We start from the raw sequence: 16,779 nt of genomic DNA on the forward strand, positions 1-16,779 counted from the left end.
CCTGTAGAGTTAGAGTCGTTATCTTGCAGCATCGCATGTGTGTGCGTGTGTTACCATGGGTGTGCATGAACTAACAGGTATAATCCTTATGTCCAAATTGTTTCCTAGCGGCAATAATGACTGGGATAGGAACCTCGTTAAATCGATCCACTGCACCAGTCAATTGCCCTTTAACTTTACCTCCATTGCATCGACTCGCAGTTACTGGCTGTGATACCCAGGCAGCAGCACAAAGGCTTGTGAGTTGGGTTAAATTAGCCTCTATTCCGTAGAAGTGTTACTTGACCGTTCGCTGCGGTTGTTACCGGATGATACATTACGTAAAAATTTTAAATAAGTAAGGCGTAAGAATGATAGCCTGAGTGTCCCCAAGGATTGCAGCCAGTACCCGCTTCACTTATTTTTAGTACGGTGACACCGTGGTTTATCACATCTTCCAGCGTCGCCGGGTAAAGTATTAATATCAGACGCGTAGTCAGATAACGATCAAGCACTTCAACAGAAATACTCAGGCCCGGCATTTCAGTTTCAAGCTGAGTTTACGCGGTTGTTGGGTGAAGCCTGATGCGATCGCAATGCAAAAAAGAAGGCGTTTGCAGCATTTTTTTTAGCGCAGAGCTCTTTTAATATCAACAAAAATAGAAAAGCTCTATTCACGTTTCAGAGAGTGATTTTGAACGATGTGAAACACAGGCGATTTTTTTGGTTTGTTAATAACCCTCTGCTGTCAACCTGACGTGGGTTACCTATAGTACATATGGAGAAGCAATATTATTGAACGTCATTATAACAATCTCAAACACGTAATCATGATGATCCTGAGGCTATAATTAAAGAAGGCGTAAGTCACAATTAACGACTCAGGATGCGTGCACTACGCACTGGTCAGGCTTAATTCCCCTTGTATAGCGACGCGTCTGATGAGCAAAGACATGATCGTCTTTCAGTCAGTATGAAAAGCCATTCCAACTCGATCTTTGGAACGGTACCTTGCTCTCCATGCCTCTTTTACTGATTGCTAAGCGCCCTTTGGCTGTGCGGATCAGGGAGGAAGTGCTGGATTATCCAACTAACAAGAAGCACTGCAGGTTGTAATCAGCCCGGCCCGCCTACCGAATGGCGTCTTACCAGCGTCGGGCTGAACAAATTTGTCACCTCCGGCAACGGTTTACTATTCGCCAGGGCCAGAGCCAGTTCTGCCGCCTGCTGCGCCATATTAACTACCGGATAGCGGATGGTTGTCAGCCGTGGACGCACATAGCGTGATACCAGCACATCATCAAAGCCAATCAGCGACATATTTTCCGGTACGGCGATACCGTTATCACTCATTACCGCCAGCGCGCCAGCTGCCATTGAGTCGTTGTAGCAGGCGACAGCGCTGAAGGTTTTACCTCGCTCCAGCAGTTCGGTCATTGCCTGCTCACCACCCACTTCATCCGGTTCGCCAAATGCTACCAGCCGCTCATTATCGCTTAACTGATGTTCCTTAAGCGCATCGTAATACCCTTGCAGGCGATCCTCAGCGTCGGAAATGGCGTGATTAGAGCAGATAAAGGCGATGTTTTGATGGCCCATTTGAATCAAATGGCGGGTTGCCAGCCAGGCACCGTAGCGGTCATCTAAGGCAATGCAGCGTTTTTCAAACCCCGGCAGCGCACGGTTTATCAATACCATTCCGGGGATCTGTGTCATCAGGGGAACAAGCTCGGCATCGGGAATTTTTTTTGCGTGCACAATAAGCGCACCACAACGATGGCGGATGAGCTGTTCAATCGCCTGATGTTCTTTCTGTTGATTGTGGTAACCATTACCGATTAGCAAAAAATTGCCGGTCTGATAGGCAATCTGTTCCACGGCTTTAACCATCGCGCCAAAGAAGGGGTCCGAAACGTCGCATACCACCAGGCCCATACTTTCAGAGGATTGTTGAGCCAGCGCTCTGGCGTTGGCATTAGGATGGTACTGTAATGCCTCCATCGCGATCAATACGGACTGGCGTGAGCTTTCACTGGCTTTTGGTGAGTGGTTAATGACACGGGAAACCGTTGCCACCGAGACCCCAGCAAGTCTGGCAACATCCTTAATCGTAGCCATGCGCTAATCAGTTCCTGGGTAAACGTTTACATTGTGCCAGTGTTGCGGAAAATTCCATACACTTCAAGCCAATATAATGCCGGTGAGCTCGCAAAGCTGACAGAATATTGTTAAATCTCATCAGCAGCCAGGAGGGAGTTGACCACTTAAAGCTGTTATTCTTGAGCAATATTGACTGGCAAGCGGAGTAGCGAATGAAAAAGGTGCCACATCTTGCTCACTGGGGGGCATTCAATGCAGTTGTAGACCACGGAAGGCTACTGCGCTGTGAACCTTTCTTTGCCGACCGTGACCCTTCAAAGATGCTGCAAACGCTGCCTGAACTGGTCTATTCACCGCAGCGTATTCACCAGCCAGCGGTGCGACGCTCATGGCTGCGTGACCATGAAGGTAGCGATCGCAGCCTGCGCGGGCGGGAAGACTTTGTTAACGTGGATTGGGATACCGCACTTGACCTTGTCGCAGATGAGGTCACCCGCGTGCGTGAACGATACGGTGCGGAAGGCATATTTAACGGATCTTACGGCTGGTCTTCCGCAGGACGCGTGCATCATGCCCGCACTTTGCTACGTCGCTTTTACTTCGCCGGGGGCGGCGGTATTGACCAGCAGGGTAACTACAGTTGGGGAGCCGCACAATTTTTTCTTCCTTACGTTATCGGCAGCTACAAACCATTGACCGGTAGGGTGACAGACTGGCCGGAAGTTATTCAGCATAGTGAATTGTTCATTGCCTTCGGCGGTCTGGCGTTAAAAAACGGTCAGGTGGCTTCCGGTGGGGCGGGAGAGCATAGCCTCAAGCCAGCGCTGGAAGCGCTGGCGCGTAAGGGGACGCCGATTATTAATATCAGCCCCTTACGCGATGATTGTCCATCCTTTGTCAATGCTGAGTGGATACCTATTCGGCCTAATACCGACGTGGCTCTCATGCTGGCGCTCGGCTATGAGCTGGAGGTGCAGCAGCTCGTAGACCATGATTTTTTGGCCTCTCACTGTGTTGGCTACCCACAGCTACGGCGCTATCTACTGGGGAAAAGCGATGATGTCCGCAAAACGCCGCAATGGGCCGCTGCGATTACCGGAATTCCGGCTGCACGCATTACTCGCCTGGCGCGGCAGCTCGCCGGGCGGCGTAGTTTCCTCACTTGCGCTTATGCCGTTCAGCGCGCGCATCGCGGTGAGCAACCTTACTGGATGATGATCGCGCTCTCTTCGATGCTCGGTCAGCCGGGCCTTGCAGGCGGTGGCTTTTCATTCGGTCATGGTTCAATGAACGGTGTGGGTAATCCACGGCTGGAGGCCGCGGTTCCCGGTATGCCCACCGGCGTTAATCCGCTGGCGTTACAGGCTATTCCGGTCGCTCGCATTAGCGATATGCTACTTAATCCCGGTCAGGGCTATCAATTTAACGGCCAGCAGCGTCACTATCCCGAAATTCATCTAATCCACTGGGCGGGTGGAAATCCGTTTCATCACCATCAGCAGCTGCACCGGCTGGTGGAGGGCTGGCAGCGCCCGGATACGGTGGTTGTGCAGGATATCGTCTGGACGGCAGCGGCACGCATGGCGGATATCGTTCTGCCCGCCACAAGCAGCCTGGAACGTAACGATATCGGCGGATCTTCCTGCGATCGCTATGTTCTGGCAATGCACCAGGCGATAGCGCCACAGCATCAGGCACGCAATGACTTTGATATTTTTGCCGATCTTGCCGAGCGTCTAAACTATCGCAGCGCATTCACGGAAAATCGTGACGAAATGGCGTGGATACGCCAGCTTTATCAGCAAAGTGCAGCTGCGCATCAGCAAAAAGGTGCTTATTGGCCTGACTTTGAAACCTTCTGGCAACAAGGCTACGTTGAAGCGCCTGCGGCGACAAAACCTTTTATCTACATGGCGGACTTTCGGGCCGATCCCAAAGGACATCCCTTGCGTACCGCCAGCGGTAAAATTGAGCTTTACTGCGAAACGCTGGGCGCGTTTAAGCTGGCGGATTTTGCTCCTCATCCCGAATGGCGTCCGCCACAGGAGTGGCTCGGCAACGCGGGAAGTTTCGGCTTTCCCTTACATATGATCTCCATGAGCCAGCCGATCGTCTGCATAGCCAGATGGATGCAACACCCTCCGTGCAGGCGGCAAAAACAGCCGGACATGAAACGCTATACATGCACCCTGATGATGCCGCTCAGCGTCAGATAACGGATGGCGATGTGGTTGAGGTGTATAACGCGCGGGGGCGCATGCTAGCAGGCGTGCGGATAACTGATGGCTTGACGCCACAGGTTATCGCTATTGCCACGGGCGCCTGGTTTGATCCGGGCTTTGGCGGCAGGTGGTGTAGCTATGATCGGGCCGGGAATCCAAACGTTCTAACGCTGGATATTGGCACGTCTTCGCTGACCCAGGGACCAAATGCACAGAGCTGCCTGGTGCAGGTTCGGCGTCGGTAAACTTTGCACCCTTATTGATGAATCTCATAGCTGGTTACACTTTGCGGGGATTGGTTGCGAATCATCGGTAGAAGACTCTGTGGTCTGGTTGCTACATTTTAGATCCCAGAGGTATTGATAGGTGAACATCAACACGTGTTACACCAACCTGCGCGGATGCGCAGGTTTTTTTTTCTGCCATTTCTCTCACGAACTGATACACAGTTTCGCTGTTAACATCAGTCTGTTTTTTGTATAACTCCCCGCAGATTAACCGCTAAATATCCTGATAGAGCTATGCCCAGATTAAAAAAAACTCTTACTAAGAAATTGGCTAAATCTCCGTTTCGTCCCATGCGTTTTCGTCTGATTTGCCTCTGCGTTTTGCTGTGCATGGTCGTTTTGATGTTACGGGTCGCGGACTTACAGTTGATTAATCAACCGATGCTGGTAAAGCAAGCCAATGAACGTTCGATGCGTACCGTAGTGTTGCCGACTAATCGTGGCACGCTGGTGGACCGCAACGGCGCTCCCCTGGCGCTCAGCGTCCCTTCGCGCGATATCATCGCCGATCCGCTGCGAGTGATGAAATCTCATCCTGACTTTACCGATCCTAAATGGACATATCTGGCTAATGCGCTGGGAGAGCGCCCGAGCGCAATAGCACAACAGATAAGTGCCGATCCGAACCGGCGCTTTCTTTATCTGGGTCATAAAATCGAGCTGGGTATTGCCAAAGACATTAGCAGCTTGCATTTGCCAGGTATCGGTTCGGTTTATGATGACAGCCGTTTTTATCCGATGAGTAACGCGTCGGCACCGTTAATCGGTATTGTCGGTGCGAGTAACAAGGGATTGACCGGGCTTGAGCGTAGCTACAATAAGCTGCTGTGTGGCACCCCGGGCATGGAGCAGTACCGGCAGGATGGCCGAGGTAATATCATCTCAATGATAAATTACGAGCCGCCGGAACAGCCACCGACAGTGCAGCTCAGCATTGATAAGTTCGATCAGTACACGCTTTACAGCGCCCTGCGCGACGGCGTGCTGCTGAATAAAGCCGATTCGGGTGCAGCGGTGCTGATAAAAATTGATACCGGTGAAGTTCTCGGTATGGCGTCTTATCCTTCGTTCAATCCGAATAATTTTGCCAATGTGGCACCTTCGCAGATGAACAACGTGGCGATAAACGACAGCTTTGAGCCGGGATCAACGGTTAAACCATTAGTAATAATCGAAGGACTGGAGCGTCACCTTATACAGCCGGATTCAGTACTGGATACCACGCCTTATCGTGTCAACGGCCATCTCATTCGTGATGTTGGCAACTGGCCACGTCTGTCGATAACCGGCATATTACAAAAATCGAGTGATATTGGCGTTTCACATATTGCGCTGGCCATGCCGGCGGATGCATTAGTGAAGACCTATCAGAGCTTTGGCCTGGGCAAGCCAACCGGATTAGGCCTGACGGGTGAAAGCACCGGCTATTTCCCGGCTAATCGTAAGCGTTGGGTGGATATTGAACGTGCAACGTTCGCTTTTGGCTATGGATTCCGCGTTACACCACTACAGCTCGCTCGCGAATACGCCACTATTGGTTCTTATGGCATCTATCGTCCGCTTTCAATCACGAAAGTGACACCACCCGTGCTGGGGACAAGGGTGGCAGATGCTGCTACGGTTCGTGAGGTAATCCATATGATGGAAAGTGACGCACTACCGGGCGGCAGCGGCGAGCTGGCGGCAGTGCCAGGCTATCGGCTGGCGATTAAAACCGGAACGGCAATGAAAATTGGTAAGAACGGCAAATATGATGGCGGCTATATCAACTACACTGCCGGGGTTGCACCCGCCAGCAATCCGCAGGTGGCGTTGGTGGTTATGATCAATCATCCCACCGCAGGGAAGCACTATGGCGGCTCAGTAGCGGCGCCGGTTTTTGGTAAAATCATGGGCCCGGTACTTAAACATATGAACGTACCACCGGATGCTCTGTTTGGTCACAGCTGACGCTTGTATTATTTTTGTCTGAGGGCGCGTTTCTTGCGTCCTTTTGACTTCTAAACTTCGTGGTTATCTCCTGTCATCTTTACACTGGCTTATGAGCCCCGTGCGCAAAATAAAGCATAAAAACGACCGGGCGGTAATCGCATATTGCTAATGGTTGCTGCAACATGCATCCTGTAGCAATTTATTGTTCGCTATAGGATTAGGCATGCTTATTAATCTACTGCGCGCTCTGTTGCGCATACTGTTTCGCGTAAGCCTGCACGGCGATCTCTCGGTACTCAAACGGGAAAAATTGCTGATTACCCCCAATCATGTCTCCTTCCTTGACGGCATTTTGCTGGCGCTATTTTTACCCATTAAACCGGTATTTGCTATCTACTCAAGCATCAGCGAAAAGTGGTACATCAACTGGTTGAAGTCGATAATCGATTTCGTTCCTCTCGATCCTACCCGCCCGATGTCGATTAAACATCTGGTACGGTTAGTAGGGGAGGGGCGTCCGGTTGTTATTTTTCCTGAAGGGCGCATCACGGTGACCGGCTCGTTGATGAAGATTTATGAGGGAGCGGGCTTTCTGGCGGCTAAATCTCAGGCAACAGTGGTACCTTTGCGTATAGAAGGGGCTGAATTCACCTATTTTGGTCGCCTGGCTGGCGTTTTCAAATGCCGCCTTTTTCCCCGTATTACCCTGAGTATTTTGCCTCCCACGAGCATACCTATGCCCGATGCGCCGCGTGCTCGTGATCGTCGACGACTAGCGGGTGAGCATCTGCATCATATTATGATGGAGGCGCGTATGGCAGTGCGTCCGCGAGAAACTCTGTTTGAAGCCTTTCTCGCGGCCGGTATCCGCTATGGGCGCACTAAGCCCTGCCTTGAAGATATCAATTTAAAACCGGACAGCTATCGCAGCCTGCTGAAGAAATCACTCGGGGTGGGACGTATTCTCGAACGCTATACCCGTCAGGGCGAGTACATTGGCCTCTTGCTGCCTAATGCTAACGTTACCGCCGCGGTTATTATTGGTGCCACTATGCGTGGTCGCGTTCCGGCAATGCTAAATTATAGCGCTGGTGTTAATGGTCTTGAGGCGGCCTTGATGGCCTCAGCGGTGCGCACGGTATTCACCTCACGCCAGTTCCTGGACAAAGGTAAACTCTGGCACCTGCCGGAGGCGCTCAATCAGGTGCGTTGGGTTTATCTGGAAGATCTCCGTGATACCGTTACCACTGCTGATAAGCTGTGGATTATAAGCCGTTTGCTATTTCCGCGTATGGCCCAACTGCCCCAAAAGGCTGAAGATGCCGCTATAGTGTTATTCACTTCCGGTTCGGAGGGTAAGCCTAAGGGCGTAGTACATTCCCATAAAAGCTTACTGGCTAACGTTGAGCAGATCCGCACGGTTGCGGATTTCACCCCGCGTGATCGCTTTATGTCTGCGCTGCCTTTATTTCATGCGTTTGGCCTGACCGTTGGCTTGTTCATCCCGCTGATGACGGGCGCGCAAGCTTTTCTTTATCCCAGTCCTCTGCATTATCGCATCGTGCCCCAGCTGGTCTATGATCGTAACTGCACGGTGCTTTTTGGCACCTCAACCTTTCTTGGTCACTACGCGCGTTTTGCTCAGCCTTATGATTTTGCCCGCTTGCGCTATGTGGTGGCCGGTGCGGAAAAATTACAGGATGCCACCCGCAATATCTGGTTTGAGAAGTTTGGTATTCGCGTTCTGGAAGGCTATGGCGTGACCGAATGCGCACCGGTTGTCGCGATTAACGTGCCAATGGCGGCACGCAATGGCACCGTCGGGCGCATACTACCGGCGATGGATTCACGCTTGATTTCAGTGCCAGGCATTGAAGAGGGCGGCCGCTTGCAGTTGCGCGGCCCTAATATTATGAACGGCTATTTGCGTTATGAGCGCCCAGGCTTTCTTGAAATCCCGGCGGCAAATAATGGCGAAGGAGAGATGGAGCCTGGCTGGTATGACACTGGCGATATCGTCTGTTTTGACGACCAGGGCTTCTGTCAGATCCAGGGGCGGGTGAAGCGCTTTGCAAAAATTGCCGGTGAGATGGTTTCACTCGACCTTGTCGAGCAGATGGCATTGAGAGCGTCTGCCGAAACACAGCACGCCGCTACGGTTAAGTCAGATGCTTATCGCGGTGAGGCACTGGTGTTGTTTACCACTGACGCCAATCTCAGTCGTGAGGCGCTGCAACGCGCCGCTAAAGAGTGCGGGATGCCAGAGTTGGCAATCCCGCGAGATATCCGCTATATCAAGCAGCTGCCGCAGCTAGGCAGCGGTAAACCTGATTTCATCACTTTGAAGGCAATGGCAGACACCACAGGAGAAGCGAGAGGAGGCTAATGTCTGATTTCGATTACGCTAAAATCTCATTGGCCTCCAGACCGATGATGGCGGTAATGATAGCGCAATTTATGTCGGCATTCGGTGATAATGTGCTGCTTTTTGCCATCCTGGCACTGCTAAAACAGCAGTTCTGGCCGGACTGGAGCCAGCCCATTTTACAGATCGTTTTTGTTGCCACTTATATTCTGCTCGCCCCCTTTGTCGGCCAAATTGCTGACAGCTTTAGCAAAGGACGGGGGATGATGCTCTCCAATAATCTGAAGTTTTTTGGCGCACTCATCATCTTCTATGGTGCAAATCCGTTTCTCGGCTACTGCCTGGTGGGCGTTGGCGCAGCGGCATATTCACCGGCCAAATACGGTATACTGAACGAACTGACACGCGATGAGCTGCTGGTGAAAGCGAATGGTTTAATGGAGGCATCCACCATTGCTGCGATTTTATTGGGATCTGTCACCGGAGGTGCGCTGGCGGATATTAATGTGTTGAACGCGCTGGTGGTTTGTATCGTCGCTTACGGGATGGCCCTGGCAGCTAATACCCTAATCCCCAGACTGCTTGCTGCGCGTCCGGCTTGTTTATGGCGGCTTGGGCGATGTCAGCGCAGTTTTTTCATGCCTGCAAGGTTCTTTGGCAGGATGGGCAGAGTCGCTTCTCACTGATTAACACCAGCATGTTCTGGGGAGCTGGCGTTACCCTGCGTTTTCTGCTGATTCTCTGGGTGCCGGTTGCGCTTGGCATCAGCGATAACAAAACGCCAACCCTGCTGAATGCGCTGGTCGCAATCGGTATTCTTCCCGGGGCCTGGTTAGCCGCGCGCCTGATTACGCTGAGAACCGTTGCCGGATGTATGCCTGTAGGGATATTAATCGGTGTAGCGGTAAGCATTTTTGCGTTGCAAACCACGGCCTGTGGTGCCTGGCTGCTGCTGCTAATCATTGGTATCTCAGGTGGATTTTTCGTTGTGCCGCTTAATGCGCTATTACAGGGAGTAGGCAGAGATGAAGTCGGTGCGGGTAATGCTATTGCCGTGCAAAATCTGGGTGAAAATACCGCCATGCTGATGATGCTGGGGCTTTATTCGCTGGCGATTAAACTGGGCGTGCCGCCGGTTGCCACTGGCATCAGCTTCGGTATGCTGTTTACGCTGACAGTGGGTAGTCTATGGCTGTGGCGGCGGCGCCAGTCTGCGCACCTTTAAACGCGGTGATACCAGCGTTGTAATGAGTTGTATGCGCCGTTGGGTCTGTAGCGCTTTCGCTTGCCTGCTCTGTGCACTGGCAAGCGATTTTTTACGCTGCCGTAGGGTTTTGCTTCTGTTAAGTCAAGGCGCGGGGAAGGTGTAGCGGCGGTGGATTGCCTCAAGCCTTTCAAGGAGCTCTTCACTCAGCGTCAGATCAAAGCTGTCGATATTAATTTTCAATTGTTCCAGCGTGGTGGCACCCAATAAGGTGCTGCAAACGAACGGCTGCTGCCGTACGAACGCCAGCGCCATCTGAGAGGGATCCAGATGATACTGGCGTGCCAGCGCGACGTACTCTGCGGTAGCCTCCTGTGCCTGCTCACCGCTGTAGCGGGTAAAACGGCTAAACAGGGTATTACGTGCACTGGCTGGTTGGGCGCCATTAAGATATTTGCCGCTCAGTACGCCAAATGCCAGGCTCGAATAGGCCAGCAGCTCCACGCCCTCATGATGACTGATTTCGGCCAGTCCGACTTCAAAGCTGCGGTTAAGCAGGCTATAAGGATTCTGGATGGTAACAATGCGCGGCAGATCATGTTTTTCAGCCAGCTGCAAATAGCGCATGACGCCCCAGGGCGTTTCATTTGAAACACCGATATAACGAATTTTACCGGCACGAACTTGTTCGTTCAGCGCCACAAGAGTGTCAAGCAGAGTGACTGGCTCGCTGTTATCGCTGTACTGATAGTTCAGTTTGCCGAAATAGTTAGTCTGACGCTGCGGCCAATGTAGCTGATAGAGATCGATGTAGTCGGTATTAAGACGCTTGAGACTGGCATCCAGCGCTTCGCGGATATTCTTACGATCCAGCGATTGGCACTGGCGAATTGAAGCATCACTGCCACGTGCCGGGCCAGCGACCTTGGAGGCGATGATCAGCTTTTCACGGTTGCCGCGTGCTTTCAGCCAGCTACCTATGTATTGTTCAGTGCGACCCTGAGTCTGCGGCCATGGCGGGACGGGATACATTTCTGCGGTGTCGATAAGGTTGATACCGCGCTCAAGGGCGTAGTCTAATTGTGCATGGGCGTCGGCTTCACTGTTTTGCTCACCAAACGTCATAGTGCCCAGACCCAACGTGCTGATTTCCAGGGTGCTATGGGGGATGCGGTGGTAGTGCATTGCCGTCTTCCTTTTCTTCTCAGGCGATTTAGACAAATGTAGTCAGGAATCTGACTATAGCTTCCCATCGCTTATCGGTGAAGAGGGAAGTCATTGAAAGTTAGCGGGCAGCCTATTATTTTACCCGCGTTGTGACACCGCGTAATCGGTTAGCGCTCTACCATAGAGGAGACTTCATCGCCGTTAATTTGCTTTTCATGGCCACTTTCATCCCGGTAACTGACAAGACCCGTTTCTCTGTCAATCAATGGCTTACCATTGGTCATGATCATCTGTCCGTCTTTGGTCGTCATAACATAATTGCTGCTACAGGCACTCAGAAATAGCGCACAGGTCGCTATTAAGCCGGGGACGATCCACTTCATGTTACTCTCCCACTAAATGCACACAATTTAAAAATTAGTGTAGCATCGCCGATCAAGGCCTGCGTATTAATAGTAACAGTCTGAAATTTTCATAATTCAAAAATGGCTATTGACCTTTTTCATTATGCCGATCTTTTTTATTACGTAGCAGATTCAGGCTTTCAACGGCCATAGAGAAAAACATGGCAAAATAGATATAGCCTTTCGATATATGAATTGAAAAGCTCTCCAGTATCAGCGTAAAACCGACCAGGATCAAAAACGCCAGAGCCAGCATTTTGACCGACGGATGGGCATCAACAAATTCGCCGATAGCCCTCGCAGCGAACATCATCATCAGCACGGCAATGACCACCGCCGCCATCATGATGATCAGATGGTCGGATAAGCCAACCGCTGTAATCACTGAATCGAGACTAAAAATGATATCCAGCAACATTATCTGCACGATAGCGCCAGCAAAAGAGTGCACATTGGTTTTTCGTCCGCTTTCAGCGCTGCCTTCAAGGGTTTCATGAATTTCTGCGCTCGACTTCCAGAGAAGAAACAGGCCACCTGCCAGTAAAATCAGGTCACGAGCCGAAAAAGAGTGCTGCCAAAGACTGAACAGTGGGGTCGTCAGGTGAACGACCCAGGCAATTGATGCAAGCAGACCTAGTCGCATAAGCATCGCTGCCAGCAGACCGAGGCGGCGAGCGCCGTTTTGCTGCCTTTTTGGCAATTTAGCTACCACTAGCGAGAGAAAAATAATGTTATCGATTCCGAGAACGATCTCCAGAATGATCAGGGTACCTAAGGCCATCCAGGCATTAGGATCGGCAATCCAATCAAACATGCGGGTTATGGATCCCTAAATGAAAGTTAAACGGAGATTATACGCAACATTGCCGCCGATGTTCACAATAAAAAATGACGAGCAAGCAGCGGAGCGGTGAAGGTTTTTTTTAAATAGAAGCCTCGCGGCAGCGTCATAATCGGCTGTCCATGTTCACCAATGGCTTTGGTAAGGGCTTTACTGTTAGCAGCTTTAGGTCGTAGCTGTAGTACCTCTCCATGACGGGCAGTTATACGTTCGATCTGACCCAATACGATAAAATCCATGAGTTCTTCCCAGTCTCTTTGCAACAGCTGTTCTTCTTCCGGAGTCGGGCTCCACAGTATTGGTGAACCAATGCGCCTTTGTGCCAGGGGAATAGCGCGATCGCCTTCAACTGGCATCCAGAGTACCCGGCTGAGTTTATGGCGTACATGACTGGTTTGCCAGACTACGCCAGTGTTGCCGGTAAGCGGCGCAACGCAGACGAACGTGGTTTCCAACGGGCGACCCTGGCCATCGATGGGAATGGTTTTTAGCTCAACGCCGAGATCAGCAAAATCAGGCTCCGCTTTACTACCGGCACAAGCACCCAGCCATAGCTCAAGTAGCATACCAACCCAGCCTTTATCGCGGCGTAGATCCCGCGGAATAGCAATGCCTGCCCGCGTTGCCAGCTCTTCCATGCTGCAACCGGCTAACGCCTGTGCTCTTTCAAGCAGCGCCTGTTCACTTTTCGGTGGCGGGAAAAGAGTCATATCGCCAGTCATGTCATGCCTTGTGATAGGTTGAAAAATAGGCAATTAACTCAGTGGAAAATTACTCACAGAAAAAATTGCAGGCCAGGTATAAATAATTACATGAAATATAGCATTTTTTTATTATTTCAGAGCGAGAGGCTTTATGCGCTCCTGGGCCTGGCTGCTGATAGTCACCGGCAATGAACAGGATCTTACACCAAGTTATCCACAGAAAAATGGGATAACCCACAGGCGCGAGCAATACTGGTTCGATTTACAGGGTTGACGACGACTTTTTTTACTGAATTTAGCCAGGTTCTGCGCGTTTATCAGTGTCGCTCTGTGGATAAAAAAGCCAGCGTTCGATCCTTCACCAGTTGCGCTAAGGCTTAACATTTACGACGTTTTTGCAAAGTAATAATTTAAGCTTTATATTTTATTTATTCAATAAATTCAATGCGATAAAACTTAATAAGGTCAGTGGCTTTCCGCGAAATATGAAAGTTTTCCCATGACTTAAGTGAGTTCTTCACAAAGATATACACAGAAAAAGTGTATAACCGTGCTTTTATGCTGAGACGATTGTTTATAAGTTAGGTTTAAATATGAGTTATCCAAAAGTCAGCTGAATCACACTGCTGCAAGCAGTAGTTTACCGTCCCTTAGGAGTGTGAAACAATCAGTGTATCCAGATCTTAGTTTGAGGTAGTCCTGTGATCGATGGTGATGGCTACCGCCCGAATGTTGGTATTGTTATCTGTAATCGGCAGGGACAAGTGTTATGGGCCAGACGCTATGGTCAGCACTCCTGGCAATTTCCTCAGGGAGGCATTAATCCTGGTGAAAGTGCCGAGCAGGCTATGTACCGGGAGCTGTTTGAGGAAGTGGGTTTGCACCGCAAGGATGTGCGGGTGCTGGCGTCTACCCGTAACTGGTTACGATACAAACTGCCAAAACGTTTGGTGCGTTGGGATACAAAGCCGGTCTGTATTGGCCAAAAGCAGAAGTGGTTTCTTCTTCAGTTGATGTGCAATGATGCAGAGATCAATATGCAGAGCAGTAGTACGCCGGAGTTTGACGGCTGGCGCTGGGTCAGCTTCTGGTATCCGGTTCGCCAGGTGGTGTCATTCAAGCGCGATGTTTATCGTCGGGTGATGAAAGAGTTTGCCGGTGCCGTTATGCCTTTGCAGAATAGCCAGCCACCGAGACAGTCCATAAATCGACGCAAGAGGGGATAAGCCAAGCACATCATGCTCACTCAGTTGCGCGAAATTGTTGAAAAAGTGGCAGCAGTGTCGCGCTTGAATGAGGCGCTGGAGATTTTAGTGAATGAAATCTGCTTCGCCATGGACACTGAGGTTTGTTCCGTCTATCTGGCGGATCACGAACGTCGCTGCTATTACCTGATGGCGACCAGGGGGCTGAAAAAGCCCAAGGGGCGCACTGTTGCTCTCGCGTTTGACGAAGGTGTCGTCGGTTTGGTTGGACGCCTGGCAGAACCCATAAATCTCGCGGACGTGCAAAAACATCCCAGCTTTAAATTTATTCCTTCGGTAAAAGAAGAGCAGTTTCGTTCGTTTCTCGGGGTACCCATTATTAGCCGTCGCCAGCTGATAGGGGTGCTGGTGGTGCAGCAGCGTGAGCATCGCCAGTTTGATGAAAGCGAAGAGTCATTTCTGGTCACGCTGGCGACCCAAATGGCTGCCATTCTTTCACAGTCCCAGCTTGCTTCGCTGTTTGGTCAGTATCGGCAAACGCGTATTAAAGCGCTGGCGGCAGCCCCCGGCGTGGCTGTTGCTGAGGGATGGGTAGATAGCATTCAGCCTTCGCTGGAGAGCGTATTGGCCGCTTCTACGCTGGATGTTCAGCGCGAGCGCGAGCGGCTTTCTCTGGCAATTGCTGAAGCCACCAGCGAATTCAGGCGTTTCAGTAAAAGATTCAGCGCGAGCGTACAGCAGGAAAGCGCCGCCATTTTTGACCTTTACTCTCACCTGCTGAGTGATGCCCGACTTAAAAACGATCTCTTCGGCGAGGTTGACCAGGGGTCGGTGGCTGAATGGGCGGTGAAGAAAGTTATTGAGAAATTCGCCGCACAGTTTGCCAGCTTGCAGGATAGTTACTTGCGCGAACGCGCAGGGGATCTTCGGGTACTGGGGCAACGCCTGCTCTTTCATCTCAACGATTTGATGCCGGACGCTCATGGCTGGCCGGAAAGATTTATTCTGGTAGCCGATGAGCTGACAGCGACCACTCTCGCTGAGCTGCCGCACGAGCGTCTGGCCGGGGTTGTGGTGCGCGATGGGGCATCTAATTCTCACGCGGCTATCCTGGTAAGGGCGATGGGGATACCAACGGTGATGGGCGCTGATATTCAGCCTGCTCAGCTCAAAGGTCGCGTGCTGATTGTTGATGGTTACCGGGGCGAGGTATTGATTGACCCGGAACCGGTGCTACTCCACGAGTATCAGCGTTTAATCAGCCAGGAAAACGAGCTGAGTAAAATGGCTGAAGGTGTGGTTGAGCTGCCCGGCAAGCTGAAAAGCGGTGAGTCAGTGAAGGTTATGCTCAATGCTGGCCTTAGCGCCGAACACGAGCAGTCGATCGGCAACTGGGTCGATGGCATCGGCCTGTATCGTACTGAAATTCCCTTCATGCTTAACAGTGGCTTTCCTTCGGAAGAGGAGCAGGTCGCGCAGTATCAGGGCATGCTACAGATGTTTCTGGATAAGCCGGTAACACTTCGCACTCTTGACGTGGGTGCGGACAAGCAGCTGCCTTATATGCCTATCAGTGAAGAAAATCCCTGCCTCGGCTGGCGTGGTATTCGTCTGACGCTCGATCAACCGGAAATTTTTCTGATTCAGGTGCGTGCCATGCTTCACGCGAATGTCGCCACCAATAATCTCAGTATTTTACTGCCGATGATTACCAGCATTGATGAGATCGATGAGGCACGCCGTCTGATTGACAGGGCAGGGCAGGAAGTCGAGGAAATGCTCGGCTATGCCATCCCGAAGCCCCGTATTGGCGTGATGATTGAAGTTCCCTCAATGCTTTTCATGTTGCAACATTTGCGCCAACGCGTCGACTTCGTCTCGGTTGGCACCAACGATCTGACGCAGTATTTGCTGGCGGTCGATCGTAATAACACTCGCGTAGCCAATCTCTATGACAGCCTGCACCCCTCGCTGCTGCGTGCCTTGCACATGATTGCTGACGAGGCAAAACGCGCCGACATCGAACTTTGCTTATGTGGCGAAATGGCGGGCGATCCGATGAGTGTTGTCCTGCTCGTCGGAATGGGATACCACCACCTGAGTATGAATGGACGCAACGTTCCACGGGTAAAATACTTGCTGCGCCATATTGATGCTCTTGAAGCGGAAAAGCTGGCGCAAAGCGGATTACAAGCTCAGTTTACTGCTGAAGTTCGTCAGCTGGTAACGGCTTTTATGGAAAATAAAGGGCTGGGTGGTCTGGTTCGCGGCGGGCGTTGATGCTGCTACGTCAGGTTACAAAGTTTACATTTGCAATCTGACGCCTGTGCTATCATTTGGCGGTTTACTTTACCCGGTGGCAATCGCCG

Annotated in this window: 10 protein-coding genes and 2 pseudogenes; 6 read left to right on the forward strand and 6 right to left on the reverse strand. The window is 51.3% G+C overall.

Features of this window, described 5'->3' with window-relative positions:
* Positions 1-329: 329 nt before the first annotated feature.
* Positions 330-521 (reverse strand): hypothetical protein, encoded by a 192-nt coding sequence (locus tag BM191_RS04895; RefSeq protein WP_092875722.1) that lies wholly within the window; start codon positions 519-521, stop codon positions 330-332.
* Between the two features lie 574 nt (positions 522-1,095).
* Complete coding sequence (gene galR / locus BM191_RS04900) at positions 1,096-2,097, reverse strand: HTH-type transcriptional regulator GalR (RefSeq protein WP_092875724.1); 1,002 nt, start codon at positions 2,095-2,097, stop codon at positions 1,096-1,098.
* Between the two features lie 194 nt (positions 2,098-2,291).
* Between galR and BM191_RS04905 the strand changes: the two are divergent.
* The 4 genes and pseudogenes from BM191_RS04905 to lplT all read left to right on the forward strand — a co-directional run bounded on the left by BM191_RS04905 (position 2,292) and on the right by lplT (position 10,110).
* Positions 2,292-4,546 (forward strand): annotated as a pseudogene (locus tag BM191_RS04905) (molybdopterin-dependent oxidoreductase).
* 276 nt (positions 4,547-4,822) lie between these two features.
* A complete protein-coding gene (locus BM191_RS04910; RefSeq protein WP_092875726.1) occupies positions 4,823-6,538 on the forward strand; it encodes a penicillin-binding transpeptidase domain-containing protein in 1,716 nt (571 codons plus the stop codon).
* A 205-nt stretch (positions 6,539-6,743) separates the two neighbouring features.
* Positions 6,744-8,906, forward strand: a complete 2,163-nt coding sequence (gene aas, locus BM191_RS04915) for a bifunctional acyl-ACP--phospholipid O-acyltransferase/long-chain-fatty-acid--ACP ligase (protein ID WP_092875728.1) — start codon at positions 6,744-6,746, stop codon at positions 8,904-8,906.
* A pseudogene (lplT, locus tag BM191_RS04920) lies at positions 8,906-10,110 on the forward strand (lysophospholipid transporter LplT). The gene aas and the pseudogene lplT overlap by 1 nt, the downstream one beginning before the upstream one ends.
* A gap of 123 nt (positions 10,111-10,233) precedes the next feature.
* On the opposite strand, the gene BM191_RS04925 reads toward lplT, so the two are convergent.
* From BM191_RS04925 to mutH, 4 genes are all read right to left on the reverse strand, one after another.
* Positions 10,234-11,274: an NADP(H)-dependent aldo-keto reductase gene (locus BM191_RS04925; RefSeq protein WP_092875730.1), complete on the reverse strand. Its 1,041-nt coding sequence runs from the start codon at positions 11,272-11,274 to the stop codon at positions 10,234-10,236.
* A gap of 149 nt (positions 11,275-11,423) precedes the next feature.
* The gene (locus BM191_RS04930; protein ID WP_092875732.1) at positions 11,424-11,639 is read right to left on the reverse strand and encodes a YgdI/YgdR family lipoprotein; all 216 of its coding nucleotides are present in this window, start codon (positions 11,637-11,639) and stop codon (positions 11,424-11,426) included.
* A gap of 106 nt (positions 11,640-11,745) precedes the next feature.
* Complete coding sequence (locus tag BM191_RS04935) at positions 11,746-12,474, reverse strand: TerC family protein (protein ID WP_092875734.1); 729 nt, start codon at positions 12,472-12,474, stop codon at positions 11,746-11,748.
* Between the two features lie 62 nt (positions 12,475-12,536).
* On the reverse strand, positions 12,537-13,223 hold the full coding sequence (gene mutH, locus BM191_RS04940; protein ID WP_092875736.1) for a DNA mismatch repair endonuclease MutH: 687 nt from the start codon (positions 13,221-13,223) through the stop codon (positions 12,537-12,539).
* Between the two features lie 683 nt (positions 13,224-13,906).
* On the opposite strand from mutH, the gene rppH reads away from it, so the two are divergent.
* Both rppH and ptsP read left to right on the forward strand, forming a co-directional pair.
* Complete coding sequence (rppH, locus tag BM191_RS04945) at positions 13,907-14,431, forward strand: RNA pyrophosphohydrolase (protein ID WP_092875738.1); 525 nt, start codon at positions 13,907-13,909, stop codon at positions 14,429-14,431.
* A gap of 12 nt (positions 14,432-14,443) precedes the next feature.
* Positions 14,444-16,690, forward strand: a complete 2,247-nt coding sequence (gene ptsP, locus BM191_RS04950) for a phosphoenolpyruvate--protein phosphotransferase (protein ID WP_092875740.1) — start codon at positions 14,444-14,446, stop codon at positions 16,688-16,690.
* Positions 16,691-16,779: the final 89 nt, after the last annotated feature.

The sequence above is a fragment of the Izhakiella capsodis genome (assembly GCF_900115045.1).
Classification (GTDB): Bacteria; Pseudomonadota; Gammaproteobacteria; order Enterobacterales; family Enterobacteriaceae; genus Izhakiella; species Izhakiella capsodis.

What these genes read in the sequence shown, in the direction of transcription:
- BM191_RS04925 (WP_092875730.1), bottom strand. Translation starts at nt 11,274, where the DNA reads ATGCACTACCACCGCATCCCCCATAGCACCCTGGAAATCAGCACGTTG.
- mutH (WP_092875736.1), bottom strand. Translation starts at nt 13,223, where the DNA reads ATGACTGGCGATATGACTCTTTTCCCGCCACCGAAAAGTGAACAGGCG.
- aas (WP_092875728.1), top strand. Translation starts at nt 6,744, where the DNA reads ATGCTTATTAATCTACTGCGCGCTCTGTTGCGCATACTGTTTCGCGTA.
- ptsP (WP_092875740.1), top strand. Translation starts at nt 14,444, where the DNA reads ATGCTCACTCAGTTGCGCGAAATTGTTGAAAAAGTGGCAGCAGTGTCG.
- galR (WP_092875724.1), bottom strand. Translation starts at nt 2,097, where the DNA reads ATGGCTACGATTAAGGATGTTGCCAGACTTGCTGGGGTCTCGGTGGCA.
- BM191_RS04935 (WP_092875734.1), bottom strand. Translation starts at nt 12,474, where the DNA reads ATGTTTGATTGGATTGCCGATCCTAATGCCTGGATGGCCTTAGGTACC.
- BM191_RS04895 (WP_092875722.1), bottom strand. Translation starts at nt 521, where the DNA reads ATGCCGGGCCTGAGTATTTCTGTTGAAGTGCTTGATCGTTATCTGACT.
- BM191_RS04930 (WP_092875732.1), bottom strand. Translation starts at nt 11,639, where the DNA reads ATGAAGTGGATCGTCCCCGGCTTAATAGCGACCTGTGCGCTATTTCTG.
- BM191_RS04910 (WP_092875726.1), top strand. Translation starts at nt 4,823, where the DNA reads ATGCCCAGATTAAAAAAAACTCTTACTAAGAAATTGGCTAAATCTCCG.